The organism is Mycobacterium sp. NBC_00419 (assembly GCF_036023875.1).
Classification (GTDB): Bacteria; Actinomycetota; Actinomycetes; order Mycobacteriales; family Mycobacteriaceae; genus Mycobacterium.
Genome location: NZ_CP107931.1, coordinates 126304 through 143905, shown reverse-complemented (window position 1 = coordinate 143905; position 17602 = coordinate 126304). Strand labels below are relative to the sequence as shown.

The following is a 17602-nucleotide window of genomic DNA, read 5'->3' as shown; positions in this document are numbered from 1 at the left end:
GTGTTCACAGCATCTGATCAGGCGTCATGTGCAGGGGTACCCACCACGCGCATACTCGGGGAGGTGACTGAGTTCAAGCGCTACATCGCCGAAGAGATCGCAACCGACCACGTCGACGGCCTACTCAGCCGTCGTGAAGCGATACGCCGCCTAGCCCTGCTGGGAATGGGCAGCGCCGCAGCAAGCGCCCTGATCGCCGCCTGTGGCCAGAACAGGCCCACCACTGCGGCGACGTCGACCTCGGCGTCGACGCCGACCTCACCCGCGCCCGGGATGGACGCCGCCGTCCCCACCGCGCCGGCACGCTGGGCGGGTCCCCGCGGTCAGTTGTTGGGCCAGTGGGCGCAGGCTGCCGCCCCGCGCGGTGCCGTCCTGGTCATCCACGAGAACAAGGGACTCAATGACTGGGTGGGTTCAGTGGCCGGCCGGCTGGCCGGCGTGGGCTACTCGGCGCTGGCCATCGATCTGCTCTCCGAGGAGGGCGGCACCCCGACGTTCGGCGACCCGGCGGCCGCGACCGCCGCGCTGGGCAGCATCGCACCGGAGCGGTTCGTCGCCGACCTGCGATCCGGACTCGACGAGCTGGCGCGCCGGGTACCCGGCCAGAAGGTGGCCGCTGTCGGGTTCTGCTTCGGCGGCGGACTGGTGTGGCGACTGCTGGCCGCGGGGGAGCCGCGGCTGTCGGCGGCGGTGCCGTTCTACGGACCGCTGCCCGACCAGCCCGACTTCGCCGGGTCGAAGAACGCGGCGGTGCTGGGGTTCTACGGTGCCCTCGACCAGCGGGTGACCTCGTCGGAGCCCGCCGCCACCGCAGCACTGCAGCGGGCCGGCCTGGTTCACGAACTCGTGGTGGAACCCGACGCCGACCACGCGTTCTTCAACGACACCGGGCAGCGCTACAACGCCGCGGCGGCCGCGGACGCGTGGCGACGGGTGCAGGACTGGTTCGGCCGCTACCTGGCCTGAGGGAGTTCACCCGGCGTTCAGGACCCGGCAGTCCGCGGGTTGGCGCACCAACATCGGCGCGCGATCGGATAGTTCCATGATGCGCGTCGCGCAGGTCGCCAACTTCTACGGCCCGCGCTCGGGAGGCCTGCGCACCGCGGTGGACCGGCTGGGCGCCGAATACGTCGCCGCGGGCCACGAGGTATTCCTCGTGGTACCCGGAGCCGAGTCGAGCACCGTGCAGTTGCCGACGGGAGTCATCCGAATCACAGTGCCCGCCAAACAAATTCCGTTCACCGGCGGATACCGTGCGGTCATGCCCACACCGATCGTCGGAGTCCTGGACCGCCTGGGCCCGGACGCGATCGAGGTGTCGGACCGCTTCACGCTGCGTTCGCTGGGTCGGTGGGGGACGCGCCACGGTGTGACCACGGTGATGATCTCCCATGAGCGCCTCGACCGGCTTACCGGCCAGCTCATGCCCACACCGCTGGCACGCAGGCTTGCCGACGCCGCGAACCGTCGAACCGCGGCTCACTACGACACGGTGTTGTGCACCACCGCCTTTGCCCGCGAGGAGTTCGACCGGATCGGGGCGCGCAACGTCATGACGGTGCCGCTCGGCGTGGATCTGGAGACCTTTCATCCGCGGCGGTTCTGCGCCAGGACCCGCCGCCGGTGGGCAACCCCCGATCAGGTGCTGCTGGTGCACTGCGGACGGCTATCGGTGGAGAAACGAACCGACCGCAGCATCGATGCGCTTGCCGCACTGCGTGATTCGGGTGTCGACGCCCGGCTGGTGATCGTCGGCGACGGGCCGCTGCGAGCCCGCCTGCAACGGCAGGCCGCCGGGCTGCCGGTGGACTTCACCGGCTACGTCTCCGGCCGCGACGCCGTGGCGACCCTGCTGGCTTCGGCCGATGTGGCGCTGGCACCCGGACCGCACGAGACGTTCGGGCTGGCCGCGCTGGAAGCCCTGGCCTGCGGAACGCCGGCCGTGGTATCCCGAACCTCGGCACTGGCCGAGATCCTGTCCATCGACAGCGGCGCCAGCGCCGACAACGACCCGCGCGCGTTCGCCGGCGCGGTGGCCACCGTGATCGGCCGGCCGGAGCCCTATCGGCGATCATGCGCGCGGCGGCGCGCCGAGAACTTCACCTGGCACCGTTCGGCGGCGGGCATGCTCGTCGCCCTGGGCGGTTTGGCGCATCGCCGCGACGGGAACGCCGCTATGTGACGGTGCCGCGTCGGCGACACCGCGCGACGAAGGAGCCCAAGATGGCCACCAACACAATCGTCTGGATCGTCATCGGCGTGATCGCTGCGGTAGTCCTCATCGGCGCCATCGCCTGGCTGGCCCGCAACAAGCAGGCCACTCGCCGCCACGCTCAGGCCGAAGAGATCCGCGAAGAGGTCCGCGAGGAGCACCAGGTGGTGCAGCGGCGCGAGGCGATCGCCGAGGAAACCGCCGCCAAAGCCCGCGCCGCACAAGCCGAGGCCGAAGCCAAGGCGGCCGAGGCGCGCCGCCTGCAGGCCAACGCCGAGCAGAATCAGACCGAGGTCGCGGCGCGCCGCGACGCTCTCGACGAGCGCCTCTCACACGCCGACTCGATCGACCCCCACGCGGCCACCGACGGCGTCGAAACACCGCGTCGCCAGAGCTGACAACCAACCCGCAGCAGGAGACGCCCGGTCAGTCGCGCGACGGGATCAGCCCGGCGGTGCCGAGGCTCACCGGTAGTTCGGCCCAACCCCGCAGCACCCGGGTGTCGCGGCGGGTGCCCAGGCCGGCCAGTTGCACTTCCGGGAAGTGCGTGAAGAACCGGCGCAGCCCGACCTCGCCTTCGGTGCGGGCAAGTGCGGCCCCGAGGCAGAAATGCCGTCCACCGGAGAAGGCGAGGTGCTTGCCGGCGTTCTCGCGGCGCACGTCGAAACGGTGCGGGTCGGTGAACACCGCGGGGTCCCGGTTGGCGGCGGCCAGATAGGTCACCACCAATTCGCCTGCCCTGACCGTCGTTCCCGCGATCTCGGTGTCGGTACGCGCCACCCGTGCCGACAGCTGCACCGGCGACTCCAACCGCAGGATCTCTTCCACAGCATTCGGCCACAGCGAGGGATCGGCTGCCAGCACGGCCAATTGGTCGGGGGAGTTCAGCAACAACCGAATTCCGTTGCCCAGCAGGTTCACCGTGGTCTCGAACCCGGCCGCCAGCACCAACCCGGCGGTGGCCTGCAGCTCGGTCTCGTCGAGCAGCGCACCGTCGTCGGCGACCTGGATCAGCTGGCTCATCAGGTCCTCACCGGGATGCTCGCGCAGCGTGCGCAGATGAGCCGCAAGCCACGAGTTGAACCCGGCGATGCCGTGCTGCACCCGTTGGTACTGCTGCCACGACAGGCCCACGTCGAGGCTGGGAGCGGCCAGCTCACCGAACTCCAGCACCAGGGGCCGGTCACGCTCGGGCACCCCGAGGATGTCGCTGATCACGGCGACGGGCAGCTGCGAGCAGTACCGGGCCACGATGTCGACGACACCGCGGCCGTCGAGCCCGTCGAGCAGTTCCCCCGCGGCGTCCTCGACGCCGTCCCGCAATGCGGCCACCGCCCGGCTGGTGAACACCGAGGACACCGTCTTGCGGTAGCGGGTGTGTGTCGGCGGTTCGACCGCCAGTAGCGACGGCGGCCGCAGCGGGTGCAACAGACCGTCGCGGGTGCGTCGTTCCAGCCAGCGCAGCGGCGCCGGCAGATTGGCGCCCAGCGAGATCACCCGGAAATCCTCGGAGCGCAGCACGTCGTTGGCGATCGCGTGGTCGACGGTCAGATAACTCACCCGGGACCGCACCAGCGGACCCAGTGCCCGCAGCTCGTCGTAGAACGGCACCGGATCGGCACGCACGGCGGGGTCGGCGACAAGGCGGGCCTGCGGGTCGCCCCGGCGGGCCGAGAACCCCGCCACGGCGCGCACCACGCCGTGCATGGCGAACCAGTGCAGCCGCTGCTTCATCGCGGCGGGGTCCAGCTCACCGGCAGCCGCTTGATCCCGTGGATGAACGCCGAGAGCAGCATCGCCGGCTCCTCGGTGACCGCGATGTCGGGGATGTGGTTGTGCAACTCCTCGAACAGCACCGCGATCTCGCGGCGGGCAAGGTTGGCGCCCAGGCAGAAATGCGCTCCGCCGCCGCCGAATCCGACGTGGTGGTTCGGGTTGCGGGTGACGTCGAAGAGCCACGGGTTGTCGAACTTCTCCTCGTCGCGGTTGGCCGAGGCGTACCACATGGTGACCTTGTCACCCTCGGCCATCGTCACCCCGCTCAGTTCGATGTCGCGGGTCACGGTGCGCCGCATGTAGATCACCGGGGAGGCCCAGCGCACGATCTCCTCGACCGCGCTGGGTGTGGTGGCCTCGAAGTCGCCCCACCAGGTCCGGCGCTGATCTGGGTAGCGGGTCAGGGCCAGCACGCCGTGACTGATCGCGTTGCGGGTGGTCTCGTTGCCGGCGACGGCCAGCAGGATGAAGAACGACGCGATCTCGGCGGAGGTGAGCCGCTCCCCGTCGACCTCGGCGGCCACCAGTGCGGTGGTCAGGTCCTCGCGCGGATTGCTGCGGCGGTCCTCGGCAAGGGCGGTGGCGTAGGCCCCGATGTCGATGGCGACCTTCATGAACTCGTCGAAATCGGTGGTCAGATCGGGGTCGCCGAAGCCGAGAATGATGTTGGTCCAGTGGAAAATTTGCTGATGGTCGGACTCGGGGATGCCCATCATGTCGCAGATCACCTGCAGCGGCAGGGGCCCGGACAGTTCGGTCACCAGTTCGCCGTTGCCGTCGGGGTGGTTCTCGATCATTGACGCCACCAGGCTGCGGGCGCGGTCGCGCACCGAGGCTTCGGTGCGGGCCACGACCTTGGGGGTGAACGCGCTGCGCACGATACTGCGCAGCCGGGCGTGCCGCGGGTCGTCCAGGGCGATCATCGAGCCGAAGTACTCGGCGACCTCGGGGATCTGGTCACCGATGGTGATGTTGGGGTAGGAGCTGAAGATGTCGGGGTGGCGGCTGGCGTAGTAGACGTCGTCGAGTTTGGTCAACGCCCAGTGGCCGGGGCCGGCCGGCACGCCCTCGTACTCGACCTCGTGGAAGAACGTGATGGGGGCCTCGCGGCGCAGGGTCGCGAACGCGCCGTCACGCAGGTTGTCGTCTTGTTGCCAGAACTCGAAGGTGCCCAGATTGATGTCGCTCAACGCGATGTCCGGTGGCGCCTGACCGTTGACTCGAGTGGCGATGCCCATGTGGATTCGTGCCCTCCTTGGTGGCTGTGGGCTCGACACTAGAGTCCGGCGCTGTGAGCCGTGATCGTTTCGGAGGTAGGGCAAGCTTGCGAATCGATGACGCGGCATCGAGCCGTGAACGCGCTCAGGCGGGGCGGCGGACCGGGCCCACGTTGACGACGTCGCGGCCGGGATCGAAACGGTAGCCGTGTCCGCGCACCGTGGTCAGGGCGCGGGCGTAGGGACCGAGCTTGGCGCGTACCCGGCGGACATGGGTGTCGACCGTGCGGTGTGAGATCGCCGCCGCGATCTCCTCGTGGTCGCCGTCCCAGACCTCGCGCATCAGTTCGGAGCGGGTGACCGCCCGGCGCGGGAAGCTCGACAGGTAGGCCAGCAACTCGAATTCGCGGAAGGTCAGGTCGATCCGGCGACCGTCGACGAGGACCTCACGTCCGGGACGGTCGATCACCAATCCGGGCCGCTGCTGGCCAGGGCTGTCCACGGGGCGGCGCACCTGCGTGTTGCCCACCGTGATCACCGCTTTGCGGGCCCGGACACCGGGAATGGAATGGGACACCAGGTTGCCGAACTCGTCGGCGAGTTGCGCTGCGCGGGTGGAAATCTCACCGTTCGCCGCGGGTACCTCCAGAACGAGCACCACCCGGACCGAGGCGTCGGAGCGCGGTGTGGGAGGCAGGGGCCCACCAGCTTGGTACACGCCGACCACTGTGCGCCGCCGGGGCTGCCCGAAACAGGTTTAGCGTCGACGTGAGCACAACTGTGCGCTCAGAACGCCGGCACCAGCTGTCCGGCATAGGTGGTGGCGATGAACTCGCGGGTGGCCGGCGAATTGAGGGCGGCACCCAGGGCCCGAATCGGTTCGCTGTCGTGGTTGTCGTGGCGGGCCACCAGGTACTCGGCGTAGCGCGGGTTGTCGCGGTCGCAGCACAGCGCGGCGCGGGTGTCCACGCCCAGTGCCACGGCCTGGTAGCCGAACAGGAACACCAGGTCGAAGTCCTCGACGACGTCACCGAGCAGCCAGCCGCTGATCTCCTTGAGGATCAGCCGCAGCGGATTGGCGCGCACGTCACGCACGGCCAGTGGCCGGCCCTGCACCGGCGAGCACTCCAGCAGGCCCAGGTGTTGCAGCATCGCCAGCGACCGGCCGACGTTGACCGGGTCCGACGGCAGGGCGACCTCGGCGTACTCCGGCACTGCCTCGATATCGCCGACATGGCAGGAGTAAACGCCGAACGGTTCGATGTGAATCGGCACGACCGGGACCAGGGTGGCGGCGCTGCGGCGGTTGAAGTCCGCCAGGAAGGGCCGGTACTGGAAGAAGTTCGCGTCCAGCCGGCCCGCGGCCAGCGCGGTGTTGAGTTCGTCGAAATCCTCGAGCACCTCGATCTGCAGATCGATGTTGCCGTCGAGCAGATCCGCCCGGACGTGGTCGAGAATCTCGGCGTGCGGCACCGGTGTTGCACCGACCCGCAGCCGCTGTTTGCCTCTGGGACAGAGATTTCGGATCGAATGTGTCATCGTCGTAGGCCCGAACATCGCATGTCCCGACAGTACCCACCGCGGCCGTCGCCGCAACGCGTGAATTCCGTTATGTGACGCCATGTTACGTCGGGTGCCGCACGGTGACGTCAAACCTGGTGTGAGCATGGCCCGGTCCTTAGCGTTCCTGCCATGTCCGAAACCATTGTGTCCGCGCGCGATCATGTCATCGGTGCCGGTGACCGCACAGGGTCCGACGCCGAGGCCGAGCTGCTGCGCCGGTTGAACGACGGCACGCTGCGCGAGATCGAGGTGGCCTGGAGCGATCCGTTCGGCCACGCGGCCGGCAAGCGCATTCCCGCCAAGCAGTTCCTGGAACGGGCGCGGCACGGATTCGCCTTCTGCGAGGCGGCTCTGGGCTGGAACACCGACGGCACCGTCATCGACGGCCTGCGGCTGACCAACTGGGACGACGGGTACTCCGACGTCCACGCCATCCCGGACTTCTCGACGTATCACCCGCTGCCGTGGCGGCCCGGCGTGGGCCACGTGATCTCAGATATCAAGCGGCCCGACGGCACGCCCTCGCTGCTCGATCCGCGTGGGGTGCTGCGCCGCGTGCTGGCACGGCTGGCCTCGCTGGGCTACACCGCGAAGGTCGGTGTCGAGTTCGAGTTCTATCTGCTCGAACGCGACGGGTCGCCGGTGCAAAATGACATTCACGCCTACTCGCTGGAGAACGCCAACACCCTCGACCCGCTGCTGACCGACCTCTACGAAACACTCGACGCCTTCACCCGCCTGGAGGGTGTGCAGACCGAGTACGGCCCCGGCCAGGTGGAAACCAACCTGGTCTACGCCGAGGCGCTGGACGCCGCCGACGACAGCGCCCGGCTGAAGTACGCCGCCAAGGAGGTCGCGCGCAAGCACGGCAAGGTTGCCAGCTTCATGCCCAAACCGTTCTCCGATCAGTCGGGAAGCTCTGCGCACCTGCATATCTCGTTGTGGCGCGACGGGCAGCCGGCTTTCGCCCCAGTCGACGGCGCCGAGAACGAGCTGGAGCTCTTCGCGATCGCGGGCCTGCTCGAGCATCTGCCGTCGATCACCCTGTTCGGCGCGCACTCGGTCAACGCCTACCGTCGCTACACACCGGACTCCTTCGCCCCGGATACGGTCAACTGGAGCCGGGACAACCGCAGCGCGGCGATCCGGTCGCTGGTCGAGTCACCGGAGGGCACCCGCGTCGAATTACGCACGGGTGCATCGGATTCCAACCCGTACTGGTTGGTGGCCTCGGCCCTGGCCGCCGTGGTCGCCGGAATCGAGGCGCGTCGGTTGCCGCCGCCCGGTGGCGAGGGCAATCTCTACGGCAAGGGCTCGCCGCTGCCCGACTCGCTGGGCACCGCGCTGGCGCTGGCCGCCCAGGATGACACGATCCTGGAAATCCTTGGCGCGGATTCGGTGACCGACTTCATCGCGATCGCCCGCAGCGAATGGCAGTCCTACACCAGCCACGTCAGCGACTGGGAACGCCAGCGCTACCTGACCACCTCATGAGCGGGCCGCGATTCGGGGTGTGGGCGCCGGTCTACGGAAACCACGGCGCCCGCGAGCATCCGGACGACAAGCCGGACCCCAGCTACCGGCGCAACCGGGACCTGCTGTTGCGTGCCGAGCGAGCCGGGTTCGACGCGACCCTGCTGGCCCAGCATGTCATCCACCCCAGCAACACCGAGAACGACGTCCTGGAGACCTGGTCGACGCTGGCCGCGCTGGCCGAGGCCACCTCCAGCATCGAGCTGATCGGTGCCATCAAGCCACTGTTGTTCAACCCGTTGGTGTTCGCCAAGATCGCGGCTAACGTCGCCGACATCTCCGGTGGCCGGCTGTCGATCAACGTGGTCACCGGGTGGTTCCTGCCCGAGCTGGAGGCGCTGGGCCTTGGCCTTCCCTGGGACCCGCTGCAGCACGACGACCGCTACGCCTACACCCAGCAGTGGCTCGACACCGTGGTGGATCTGTGGCGCGGCAAGCACGTCTCGATCGGTGACGGACTCGGCCAGCAGGCGCTGGTTCGCCCTGTCCCGCAGGAGCTTCCACCGATCTACGTCGGCGGGGAGTCAGAGCCCGGCCGAACGCTCGGGGCGTCCCGCGGTGACGTGTACTTCATCAACGGCAGGCCGTTGGCCGACACCGCGGAGCTCATCGATGACCTGCGCCGCCGACCACGCGACCGCGGGCCGCTGCGGTTCGGCCTGTCGGCGTTCGTGATCGCCCGCGAGACCGAGGCGGAGGCCAAAGCCGAGGAAGCGTATCTGCAGGCACTCATCGACGCCGAGGAGCGCCCGGAGATCTCCGGCGGCACCGACCCCAACACCGCCATGTACCAGGTGCTGGCCGGCACCCGCCGCATCGGCTCCAACGGCGGGACCCTGGCCGGTCTGGTCGGCAGTTACGAGCAGGTGATCGAGCGGATCGATGCGTTCCACGACGCAGGCATCGAGCTGTTCATGCTCCAGTTTCAGCCGATCGAGTCCGAACTGGACCGATTCGCCGACAACATCATCGCCCACTACCGCTGAGAAGGATTCCGACCCTATGACCGCGATCTCCGAGGCGGCGCGCCCTGTGGCGCCGCGCCCGCGTTTCACCACCGAACCACTCGGCGGGTCACCGGCGCAGCGGCTCGACCGGCTCACCGCAGTCGCCGAGGCACTGCGGGAATCCGACGCCGCCGCCGAGCGTGACCGGGTGCTGCAGTACGACGGTGTCGAGGCGATCCGCGGCACCGGTGTGCTGACGCTGCGGGTTCCGGCCCGCTACGGCGGACCCGGCGGTTCGGTGCGTGACGTGCTCACCGCCGTGATCCGGATCGCCCGCGGGAGTTCCAATGTGGCCCAGGCACTTCGGCCTCACTTCGGGTTCGCCGAACGGCTGTTGAGCAACCGGGCGACCGAAGCTGAACGCGCAGAATGGTTTCCACGCATCAACAGCGGGATCATCGTCGGCAACGCGATCACCGACGCCAAGGGCAAGACACCGTCGGGTGCGGACACCACCCTGCTCGCCGACGGCGACGGCGTGCTGCGACTCAACGGCTACAAGTTCTACTCGACCGGCACTCTGTTCGCCGATCTCATCGCGGTGTCGGCCAGCGACGATCAGGGCCGCGACCTGCAGGCCATCGTCCCGGTGGACCGCGACGGCGTCGAACTCTTCGACGACTGGGAGGGTTTCGGGCAGCGCACCACGGCCAGCGGCGGCACCCGATTCACCGATGTCGAGGTCCGCCCGCATGAGGTGACCACCGTCTCCGACGGCAATCACCTCGGCCACAGCACCGCATTCCTGCAGTTGTATCTGGCGGCGGTGGCCGCCGGGATCGCCGCGGCGGTGCGGGACGACGCCATCTGGTATGTGCAGAACAAGGCCCGCCCGGCGGCGCACTCGCTGGCCGACTCCGCCGCGGACGACCCGTTCACCCTGCACGCCGTGGGCGAGATCTCGGCGCACGCTTCTGCCGCACAGGCCCTGGTGCTGGGTGCCGCCGACGCGCTCGATGCCGTGGTGGACTCCGGGCGGGTCGACGACGCCGACGAGTTGGCGCGGGTGGCGATCGTGGTCGCCGAGGCGCAGTTGATCGCCGAGCGGCTCACCCTGGCCGCCGCCGAGCGGCTCTTCGACACCGGGGGAGCATCAGCCACAGCGCGCTCACTGAACCTCGACAGGCACTGGCGCAACGTGCGGACCGTCTCGACGCACAATCCGTTGGCCTACAAGGCACACGCGGCCGGAAACTACGCCGTCAACGGCACGTGGCCGCCGGCCAACGGGTACTTCTGACGTTCTGATTGAGCCGCGCCCAGCCGGGAAAGCTGAGTGCATGGCTACCTACCGAGTGATCGACCCCACCGGCACCGTCGCCGAGACCAAGGACATCGACAGCGCCGAAGACGCACATGCCTGGTTCGCCGACTCCGCGGGCAACTACCACGAGCTCGGCTGGCGGATGGAGGTCGAGCACGACGGGCAGTGGAGCTTCTTCGACAGCAGCGAGGGAAGCCCCGACTAGGACTCCCAGCCCATCTTGCGGGCGAACGCGATCGCGTCATCGGACGCGGTACCCAGCTCCTTGCACCGCTGGATGTAGCCGCGCACCATCGGCACGAAGTTCATCGGGTTGTAGGCGTCTTCCTCGTAGCTCCACAGCCCGTCGCCGGCGTACTTGAGCACCGAGATGTTGGGCGCTTCGTGGATGCTGCCGTCACCGGGATCGCGCATCCGGTTCTGGAATTCGCAGATCACCCAGCCCTTCTCCTCGTCGACCGAATGCCAGGTCGACGGATAGAACGGCATCTCCCGGCCCGGGAAGGTGCTCATGGTCTTGACGATCCAATCGCGGATCTGCTCGCGGCCGGTGAACGTCCCGTAGGAGTGTTCGACGTAGGTGGCGTCCTCGGTGAACTGGTCGGCGAACCGCGCCCAGTTCCACGTCTCGCCGATTCCCACGACAACCTGCTTGTGCGCGGCGAAAGCCGACTCCAACTCATTACGCGACCACTGACCCATGAAGGGGTTCTACCAAACCCGCGGCTGGCGCGAACTAGCTTTCCTCGACAACCTTCTTGATCCGCTCCAGCGTCTTGCGCATGTCGCGCTCGTTGCGCCGCCCGCGCAGGTATCCGGCGAACACCCAGAACACCCGCAACACCGGCGAGGCCTCGAGCCGGAACGACTCGGTGACGTCAGTGCCGTCACCGCTGGGTTCCAGGCGGTAGTGCCAGTTGTTGACGGCGCGGTCGCCGGCCAGCACGGCGAAGCCGAATTCGCGGCCGGGTTCGCATGCGGTGACCCGGCAGGTGGTCCAGTACACCGGGCCGATCTCGTTGCGGCGGACGTGGCCACGGAACTTCGCGCCCAGTGCCGGGCCGGTGGCACCGTCGAGCCACTCGGCTTCGAACACCTCCGGAGAGAACCGTCCGGTGTTGCGGACATCGGAGATCAGATTCCAGATCGTGTCGGCCGGAGCGGCCATGTGCACTGTGACGGAGCCATCCATTGGGTGATCCTAGGCGCACCCACCCCTGGGCGTAGCGTCGGTCAGGTGGGCATCGGGTTACGGCACCGAGTCGGCGTCGACCGCTACGTCGCCGCTCCCGCACCCGTGGTGTGGCAGATCCTCATCGACACCGACTACTGGCCGCAGTGGGGGCCGTCGGTCAGCGGCGCCACCCTCGACGACGGGCAACGGCAGTTGCACGCTGGATCCACCGGGCGGGTCAGGACCGCGGTTGGCGTCGAATTACCCTTCAGGGTAACGGAATTCGAGTCCGGTAGGCACTGGTCCTGGGCGGTGTCCGGACTAGAAGCCACGACCCATGACGTCGTCGAAGAAGGCGACGGGTGCCGGCTGCGGTTCGAGGCACCCTGGTGGGCGACGCCGTATCTGGCGGTGTGTGCGGTCGCGCTGGCACGAATCGACCGATTGGCACGCGCCCACCCCGGCTAGGACGAGGTGACGTAGGGGATTTCCGGCTTCAGGAATACGTCGTTAAGAGTCACGGTGCGCAGATTGCGGGACCGGATGATGTCCACCAGCGCTGGATAGACGTGCGTGACGGGCAGATGGTTGAGGTGCCCGATGACGATGTTCTGCTGGATGAAGTACTGGTCGGCCATCGTCACGATGTAGTCCTCGGTCACCGGGACCGAGTCGGCCAGCGAGCCCGACCACATCGTCGGCACCCGGTAGCCCTGGTCGGCGGCGATGCCGTCGACGAGGTCGTTGTGATTTCCGTACGGCGGCCGGAAGTACGGGGTGGCGTCGGCGCCGTAGGTGTTACGCAGGAATCGGTCGTTGCGCCGCAACTGGTCGGTGATGTCGTTGGCGTTCAGTGTGGTCAGGTCGGGGTGTGACCAGGTGTGGTTGCCGAGCTGAATCTGGCCGGAATCGACCAGGGGCCGCAGCATTTCGGCGTTGTCGCGCCACGAGTCGTAGACCCCGTTGACGAAGAAGGTGAGCCGGATACCGGTGTCCTTGGCGAGCTGGGTGTAGGCCCGGACCACCTCGCTGTTGACCCCGTCGTCGACGGTGAGCGCCAGCAGATCACCGTCGCCGGGCAGCTTGGCCAGTTCGCCACCGCCGGGCAATGGCACGCGGTTGGCGATCGACGGCGGCGGCAACACCCGGCTCGATCCGATGGGCGGCGGCGGTGGCGGAGCCTGTGCGGCGGCCTGCGAGCTGCTCCCTGAGATGCCGATGGTGCGGGAGGCCCCGACCAGGGCGGCCGATGCCAGCAGGCCGACGACGAACTGGCGCCGGGTCACCTCAGGCACAAGTCCCACCCGTCACACCAGTCACATCTCTAGGGTAAGCACGCCGGGCCGGGAAAACGGGGAACCGCGCGCCTGTGTCGCCCGCCGTGCACCGGCTAACGTGGGATGACCCGATGATGACGAGGTGTGGCAGTGAAGATCCGGTTCGGCGTAAGCCTGGGCACCGGAACCGCCGTGGACGAACTGCCGGCCGTGGTCGACCGGCTGGAAGCCGACGGCGTCGACTCGCTGTGGTTCTCCGAGCTGGTGTACACCGCCGCCGTCGACCCGTTCGCCGGGATGGGCTTCACCCTCGGGCGTAGCACCCGGCTCAAGGTCGGCACCTCGGTGGCCGTATTGCCCGGCCGCAACCCCGTGCTGGTCGCCAAACAGCTGGCCTCGCTGGCCGCGCTGGGGCCCAAACGCGTGCTGCCGGTATTCGGGCTGCGCCCCGCGTCGGCGGCCGAACGTGGCCTGTTCCCGGTACCCGACGGCCAGCGGGCCGCGGTGTTCGACGAGGCGCTCGAACTCATCCGGAAGCTGCTGACCGGCGACGAGGTCACCTTCACCGGCCGCTTCTTCGACGTCGCCGGCGCAACCCTGGGCATCCGCCACCAGGCACCGGTCGACATCTGGCTGGGCGGATCCGCACCCGCGGCGTTTCGCCGGATCGGTCGCTTCGCCGACGGCTGGCTCGGCAGCTTCCTGACCCCCGCCGAGGCACTGGCCGCTCGGCGCAGCATCGAGCGCGAGGCCGCCGCGGCGGGACGGGAGATCGAAGCCGACCACTTCGGCCTGAGTCTGGCGGTGGGCGACGGCGAACTGCCCGACGAGGTGATTGCGGCCGTCCGCGCGCGCCGGCCCGACGCCGACCCCGCCGATCTGCTGGCTGCTGACTGGCCTGCGCTGCATCGCCAACTCGACGGGCTGATCGCCGCGGGGCTGACGAAGTTCGTGATCCGGCCGTTCGGGGCCACCCCCGCCGAAGAGTTCATCGACCGTTTCGTCGCGGAGCTGTTGCCCCGCCAGAACTGACGCCGATAACACGGTAGGTTTGGTTGACACCGATAACAGCGCCAAGGAGTTGCGATGTCCAATCATTTCACCGGCCTGAGCCTGGGTCCGCCGTTGGGAGACCAGCGCCTGGACTTGTGCGACCTGTATGCCTTTGTCTCCCCGGCCGATCCGAGCCGCACGGTGTTGATCCTCAACGCCAACCCCAACGCCGACGCCCTGCACCCCGATGCGATCTACCGCCTGGCGATCGACAACAACGGCGACCTGCGCAATGACATCGCGTTCAGTTTCGTCTTCTCGGTGCCCGAAGACGGCACGCAGACCGTCGACGTGTTCCTGGCCGTCGGCGACGAGGCGGAATCCCCACTGGCCGTGGGGGAGAAGATCTTCGAGGCCGTCGAGGTGTCCTTCGGACACGAGCCCAATGTGGTGCAGTCCGGCAGCTTCACCTTCTTCGCCGGGGCGCGCAGCGACGCTTTCTTCTTCGACTTCGACGGAATCAAGAACCTGTTCGACACCACCGGCGGGCGCAACTTCACCTCACCGCATCTGGGCGGGACCTCGCCGTGGACCGGCGTGGACTCCAACACCGAGGCCAACGTGTTCTCCATCGCGATCGAGCTGCCGACCGCCGAGCTGGGGGCCGACCCCGACATCCGCATCTGGGGCCGGTGCAGCCTGCAACGCGACGGCGAACTGATCCATGTCGACCGGGCCGGTCATCCGTCGGTGAGCAGCTTCTTCAACACCGACGACACCAAAGAGGAGTACAACGCCAGCGTGCCGGTGCACGACCGGGAACGCTGGATCGAGCAGTTCATCCACCTGATGGGACACACCGGCGACTACACCCGCGACGAGGCCATCGCGGCCATCGACGCCGAGGGCACGCTGCCGGACATGCTGACCTTCGACCCGTCCAAGCCCGCCAAGTACCCCAACGGCCGGGTGTTCACCGACGACGTCATCGACTACCGGTTGGCGTTCCTCACCAAGGGGGACTGCCCGCCCACCGGGTTGTCACCGCACACCGACACCCTGGACGTCTTCCCGTATCTGGGGAATCCGCACCCCGCCGGTTAGCCGGCGGGGCAGTACGAACGGGTCGCCACGTCGAGCGCGACGCGGTAGAGGTCGTCGAAGCCTCGCGCTGCGGTGACGACGGATTTGGCGTCGGCCAGATCGGTGGCGCATTGCGGTGAATGCAGGACCGGCCACTGCAGCGCGATCTGATCGACCATGCGGTGGTTGAGGGTGTCGATCGCCGTACGCGACGCCGACAGGTCCGGCGCGGCCGATGGGGCCGTCGCGGGGTCGAACTTCCAGCCGGCGAAGCGGCTGTACTGGATGGCCTCGGTGGCGTTGATCTGGTCAGTGAACACCGTGGTGACGTAATCCTTTGGGACGCCGCCGGTTCCAGCCTCCGACGACACCTGGGCGAGGACCTGCGCGACCCTGGACGGGTCGGTGATCGGCCCGCCGCTCAGCCATTTCGAGGCCGCCACCGGATCTGCGGTCTGCAGCCGTTGGGCCGCCGCGTCGACCAGGTCGTACAGCGGTTCGCCGGGGTCGGCAGCGGCGGGTGCGGCGGCGGCCAGCGCGGCCAGTACCGTCGCGGCGGCGAGGAGTCGACGAGTCATGGCATACATCTTGCACGCCATTGCCCCCGGCGCTGACGATGGCGTTAACTGTGTCGGTGACGGACTGGAGCGGTGCGGACTACGAGCGCGTCAGTGCACTGCAACGCTCGGTGGCCTCGGAGACGCTGGCCGAACTCGTCCTCGACGGCAGCGAATGGGTCCTCGACATCGGCTGCGGCGACGGATTTCTCACCCGTGAGATCGCCGCTGCCGCGCCGACCGGCTTCGTCGTCGGCATCGACGCCTCACCCCGGATGGTCGCCACCGCACACCGCGTCCATCCGACGGGATCCTCATGGCCCCGATTCGTCCGCGCCGACGCCCGCCGGCTGCCGTTCGGGCGCTGCTTCGACCTCGCCGTGTCGTTCAATGCGCTGCACTGGGTTCCCCAGCTCGACGAGGCGCTGGCCGGGATCGCCGCCGTGCTGCGCCCAGGCGGCCGAAGCGTGCTCCAGATGGTGTGCGCAGGGGAGCGCCCGAGTATCGAATCCACCGCTATGGCAGTCGCCGAACACCCGCGCTGGTCGGGGTATTTCACCGGTTTCAGCGCACCGTTTCGGCACCTCGACCCGGCGGTGTTCGCCGATCTTGCCAACGGCTGCGGGCTACGCGTCACCGCGCTGACCGTCCGCGACCGAGAGTGGGACTTCGGCTCCCGCGAGGCGTTCACCGCATGGTGCGCGGTGGGAACCACGGCCTGGACCGACCTGCTACCCGAAGGGCAGCGCGCCGAATTCGTCGAGGACCTGGTGAGCGCCTACGAACCGGTGACCGGACGCCCCGGGCTGATCCGGTTCATGCAGATGCGCGCCGAACTACACACCTGAGCCTGCTCAGCCGACCGGTCCGCTGGCCAGCACGATCGGCGCACTGCGCGGGGCGCCGGTGCGATCCACCCAACTCAGCGTCACGGTGTCACCGGGATGACGCGAGTCCATGACGTCGGACAGGTTCGACGCCGAGTTGACGGGGATGCCGTCCACCGCCGTGATCACGTCCCCACTCATCAGTCCCGCGCGGCGGGCCGGAGTGTCGGGAAGCACCTGACGGACCACGGCACCCGAACCGTCGTTGGCGTCGGCGATGCCGACACCGATGAAGGCGGTGTCGCCGAGGTGGATTCCCGGTGCCGGTGCGCCGCTGCGGATCTGGTTGGCCACGCCCAGTGCCCGGTCGATCGGAATCGCGAAGCCCTCGCCGCCGCGCACCCCGCCCATCCGGTAGGTCAGCGTGGCCGCGACGTTGACGCCGACCACCTGCCCGGCGCTGTTGACCAACGGTCCGCCGGAGTCGCCGGGGCGTACATCGGCCGCGACCCGGATCAGGTCGTTGAGTTGTCTTGAGCCTCCGCCTGATTCGTCGGAGGCGCGTACCGAGGCCCCGATTTCGGTGACCGTTCCGGGTGCGAAACTCGGTGCCCCGCCCGCGCCGCCGGCATTTCCGATCGCCGCGATCGGGTCGCCGACCGCCACCGAGGAGGAGGTGCCCAGTGTGGCGACCGGTAAGTCGCCGGCACCGCGCATCCGCACCAGTGCGATGTCGTTGGCCCGGTCGTAGCCGATGACGTCGACCGGGTAGGTCCGTCCGTTGGCCAGACTGGTGGCGGTGATCTCGGTGGCGCCTTCGATGACGTGGTTGTTGGTGAGCACCTCGCCGTAGGGGTCGAGCACGATGCCGGTGCCCGCGCCGACGGCCCCCTGGTAGTCCAAGGTGGTGTTGATGTCGACCAGACCAGGGGTGACCTGGCCCATTACTGCCGACTGGTCCAGCGGCGCCTGCGGCGCGACCGGCGGCAACGGGACCGGTGTGGCGTGGGCCGGGGCCGCGAGCAACCCTGGCGCCAGAACAAGCGCGGCCAACATTGCCGGGATACGGCGACCGCGACGAAGTGGCTGCTGTGCGTCCATGTCTCAACTCTGCCTGAA

The 17602-nt window shown here is 68.5% G+C and carries 20 protein-coding genes; 11 read left to right on the top strand and 9 right to left on the bottom strand.

Going from position 1 to position 17602, the window contains the following annotated elements; all coding sequences use genetic code 11:
- Nucleotides 1-63 precede the first annotated feature (63 nt).
- The 3 genes from OG976_RS00785 (at nucleotide 64) to OG976_RS00775 (ending at nucleotide 2610) form a co-directional block, all read left to right on the top strand.
- Complete coding sequence (locus OG976_RS00785; RefSeq protein ID WP_328356556.1) at nucleotides 64-966, top strand: dienelactone hydrolase family protein; 903 nt, start codon at nucleotides 64-66, stop codon at nucleotides 964-966.
- Nucleotides 967-1045: 79 nt separating this feature from the next.
- On the top strand, nucleotides 1046-2182 hold the full coding sequence (locus OG976_RS00780; protein ID WP_328364063.1) for a glycosyltransferase: 1137 nt from the start codon (nucleotides 1046-1048) through the stop codon (nucleotides 2180-2182).
- Nucleotides 2183-2223: 41 nt separating this feature from the next.
- Complete coding sequence (locus OG976_RS00775) at nucleotides 2224-2610, top strand: hypothetical protein (protein WP_328356553.1); 387 nt, start codon at nucleotides 2224-2226, stop codon at nucleotides 2608-2610.
- Between the two features lie 28 nt (nucleotides 2611-2638).
- On the opposite strand, the gene OG976_RS00770 is transcribed toward OG976_RS00775, so the two are convergent.
- The 4 genes from OG976_RS00770 to OG976_RS00755 all read right to left on the bottom strand — a co-directional run bounded on the left by OG976_RS00770 (nucleotide 2639) and on the right by OG976_RS00755 (nucleotide 6744).
- On the bottom strand, nucleotides 2639-3946 hold the full coding sequence (locus tag OG976_RS00770) for a cytochrome P450 (protein WP_328356550.1): 1308 nt from the start codon (nucleotides 3944-3946) through the stop codon (nucleotides 2639-2641).
- On the bottom strand, nucleotides 3943-5226 hold the full coding sequence (locus OG976_RS00765; RefSeq protein WP_328356547.1) for a cytochrome P450: 1284 nt from the start codon (nucleotides 5224-5226) through the stop codon (nucleotides 3943-3945). Before OG976_RS00765 ends, OG976_RS00770 begins: the two co-directional genes overlap by 4 nt.
- A 124-nt stretch (nucleotides 5227-5350) precedes the next feature.
- Nucleotides 5351-5923, bottom strand: a complete 573-nt coding sequence (locus tag OG976_RS00760) for a winged helix-turn-helix domain-containing protein (protein WP_328356545.1) — start codon at nucleotides 5921-5923, stop codon at nucleotides 5351-5353.
- A gap of 68 nt (nucleotides 5924-5991) precedes the next feature.
- Nucleotides 5992-6744, bottom strand: coding sequence for a MetQ/NlpA family ABC transporter substrate-binding protein (locus OG976_RS00755; RefSeq protein ID WP_328356544.1), 753 nt, complete (start codon nucleotides 6742-6744; stop codon nucleotides 5992-5994).
- Nucleotides 6745-6897: 153 nt separating this feature from the next.
- On the opposite strand from OG976_RS00755, the gene OG976_RS00750 reads away from it, so the two are divergent.
- The 4 genes from OG976_RS00750 to OG976_RS00735 are packed head-to-tail and all read left to right on the top strand — an operon-like array spanning nucleotide 6898 to nucleotide 10777.
- Nucleotides 6898-8262, top strand: a complete 1365-nt coding sequence (locus tag OG976_RS00750) for a glutamine synthetase family protein (RefSeq protein WP_328356542.1) — start codon at nucleotides 6898-6900, stop codon at nucleotides 8260-8262.
- Nucleotides 8259-9287 carry an LLM class flavin-dependent oxidoreductase gene (locus tag OG976_RS00745; RefSeq protein WP_328356539.1) on the top strand — a complete coding sequence of 343 codons (1029 nt, stop codon included), beginning with the start codon at nucleotides 8259-8261 and terminating at the stop codon, nucleotides 9285-9287. The genes OG976_RS00750 and OG976_RS00745 overlap by 4 nt, the downstream gene beginning before the upstream one ends.
- A 16-nt stretch (nucleotides 9288-9303) precedes the next feature.
- Nucleotides 9304-10548, top strand: coding sequence for an acyl-CoA dehydrogenase family protein (locus OG976_RS00740; RefSeq protein ID WP_328356536.1), 1245 nt, complete (start codon nucleotides 9304-9306; stop codon nucleotides 10546-10548).
- 40 nt (nucleotides 10549-10588) lie between these two features.
- Nucleotides 10589-10777, top strand: a complete 189-nt coding sequence (locus OG976_RS00735; RefSeq protein ID WP_328356533.1) for a hypothetical protein — start codon at nucleotides 10589-10591, stop codon at nucleotides 10775-10777.
- Here OG976_RS00735 and OG976_RS00730 read toward each other — a convergent pair.
- Both OG976_RS00730 and OG976_RS00725 read right to left on the bottom strand, forming a co-directional pair.
- A complete protein-coding gene (locus OG976_RS00730; RefSeq protein ID WP_328356525.1) occupies nucleotides 10774-11274 on the bottom strand; it encodes a nuclear transport factor 2 family protein in 501 nt (166 codons plus the stop codon). The genes OG976_RS00735 and OG976_RS00730 overlap by 4 nt on opposite strands.
- A 34-nt stretch (nucleotides 11275-11308) precedes the next feature.
- Complete coding sequence (locus OG976_RS00725; RefSeq protein WP_328356522.1) at nucleotides 11309-11764, bottom strand: SRPBCC family protein; 456 nt, start codon at nucleotides 11762-11764, stop codon at nucleotides 11309-11311.
- A 45-nt stretch (nucleotides 11765-11809) separates the two neighbouring features.
- Here OG976_RS00725 and OG976_RS00720 point away from each other — a divergent pair, with 45 nt between their 5' ends.
- A complete protein-coding gene (locus OG976_RS00720; RefSeq protein ID WP_328356520.1) occupies nucleotides 11810-12214 on the top strand; it encodes an SRPBCC family protein in 405 nt (134 codons plus the stop codon).
- Here OG976_RS00720 and OG976_RS00715 read toward each other — a convergent pair.
- On the bottom strand, nucleotides 12211-13032 hold the full coding sequence (locus OG976_RS00715; protein WP_328364060.1) for a polysaccharide deacetylase family protein: 822 nt from the start codon (nucleotides 13030-13032) through the stop codon (nucleotides 12211-12213). The genes OG976_RS00720 and OG976_RS00715 overlap by 4 nt on opposite strands.
- Before the next feature lie 141 nt (nucleotides 13033-13173).
- Between OG976_RS00715 and OG976_RS00710 the strand changes: the two genes are divergently transcribed.
- Complete coding sequence (locus OG976_RS00710; protein ID WP_328356517.1) at nucleotides 13174-14055, top strand: TIGR03854 family LLM class F420-dependent oxidoreductase; 882 nt, start codon at nucleotides 13174-13176, stop codon at nucleotides 14053-14055.
- Between the two features lie 54 nt (nucleotides 14056-14109).
- Nucleotides 14110-15120, top strand: a complete 1011-nt coding sequence (locus OG976_RS00705; protein ID WP_328356514.1) for a DUF4331 family protein — start codon at nucleotides 14110-14112, stop codon at nucleotides 15118-15120.
- On the opposite strand, the gene OG976_RS00700 is transcribed toward OG976_RS00705, so the two are convergent.
- Nucleotides 15117-15677 carry a chorismate mutase gene (locus OG976_RS00700; RefSeq protein WP_328356511.1) on the bottom strand — a complete coding sequence of 187 codons (561 nt, stop codon included), beginning with the start codon at nucleotides 15675-15677 and terminating at the stop codon, nucleotides 15117-15119. The genes OG976_RS00705 and OG976_RS00700 overlap by 4 nt on opposite strands.
- A 56-nt stretch (nucleotides 15678-15733) precedes the next feature.
- On the opposite strand from OG976_RS00700, the gene OG976_RS00695 reads away from it, so the two are divergent.
- Complete coding sequence (locus tag OG976_RS00695; RefSeq protein ID WP_328356508.1) at nucleotides 15734-16504, top strand: methyltransferase domain-containing protein; 771 nt, start codon at nucleotides 15734-15736, stop codon at nucleotides 16502-16504.
- Nucleotides 16505-16510: 6 nt separating this feature from the next.
- On the opposite strand, the gene OG976_RS00690 is transcribed toward OG976_RS00695, so the two are convergent.
- Nucleotides 16511-17584, bottom strand: coding sequence for a S1C family serine protease (locus OG976_RS00690; RefSeq protein ID WP_328356505.1), 1074 nt, complete (start codon nucleotides 17582-17584; stop codon nucleotides 16511-16513).
- Between the last annotated feature and the right edge of the window lie 18 nt (nucleotides 17585-17602).

Bases quoted from the DNA above. Each gene is read 5' to 3' on its own strand.
- OG976_RS00750 (WP_328356542.1), top strand. From the start codon at position 6,898: ATGTCCGAAACCATTGTGTCCGCGCGCGATCATGTCATCGGTGCCGGT.
- OG976_RS00690 (WP_328356505.1), bottom strand. From the start codon at position 17,584: ATGGACGCACAGCAGCCACTTCGTCGCGGTCGCCGTATCCCGGCAATG.
- OG976_RS00700 (WP_328356511.1), bottom strand. From the start codon at position 15,677: ATGACTCGTCGACTCCTCGCCGCCGCGACGGTACTGGCCGCGCTGGCC.
- OG976_RS00725 (WP_328356522.1), bottom strand. From the start codon at position 11,764: ATGGATGGCTCCGTCACAGTGCACATGGCCGCTCCGGCCGACACGATC.
- OG976_RS00735 (WP_328356533.1), top strand. From the start codon at position 10,589: ATGGCTACCTACCGAGTGATCGACCCCACCGGCACCGTCGCCGAGACC.
- OG976_RS00705 (WP_328356514.1), top strand. From the start codon at position 14,110: ATGTCCAATCATTTCACCGGCCTGAGCCTGGGTCCGCCGTTGGGAGAC.
- OG976_RS00755 (WP_328356544.1), bottom strand. From the start codon at position 6,744: ATGACACATTCGATCCGAAATCTCTGTCCCAGAGGCAAACAGCGGCTG.
- OG976_RS00765 (WP_328356547.1), bottom strand. From the start codon at position 5,226: ATGGGCATCGCCACTCGAGTCAACGGTCAGGCGCCACCGGACATCGCG.
- OG976_RS00780 (WP_328364063.1), top strand. From the start codon at position 1,046: ATGCGCGTCGCGCAGGTCGCCAACTTCTACGGCCCGCGCTCGGGAGGC.
- OG976_RS00745 (WP_328356539.1), top strand. From the start codon at position 8,259: ATGAGCGGGCCGCGATTCGGGGTGTGGGCGCCGGTCTACGGAAACCAC.
- OG976_RS00730 (WP_328356525.1), bottom strand. From the start codon at position 11,274: ATGGGTCAGTGGTCGCGTAATGAGTTGGAGTCGGCTTTCGCCGCGCAC.
- OG976_RS00770 (WP_328356550.1), bottom strand. From the start codon at position 3,946: ATGAAGCAGCGGCTGCACTGGTTCGCCATGCACGGCGTGGTGCGCGCC.
- OG976_RS00740 (WP_328356536.1), top strand. From the start codon at position 9,304: ATGACCGCGATCTCCGAGGCGGCGCGCCCTGTGGCGCCGCGCCCGCGT.
- OG976_RS00775 (WP_328356553.1), top strand. From the start codon at position 2,224: ATGGCCACCAACACAATCGTCTGGATCGTCATCGGCGTGATCGCTGCG.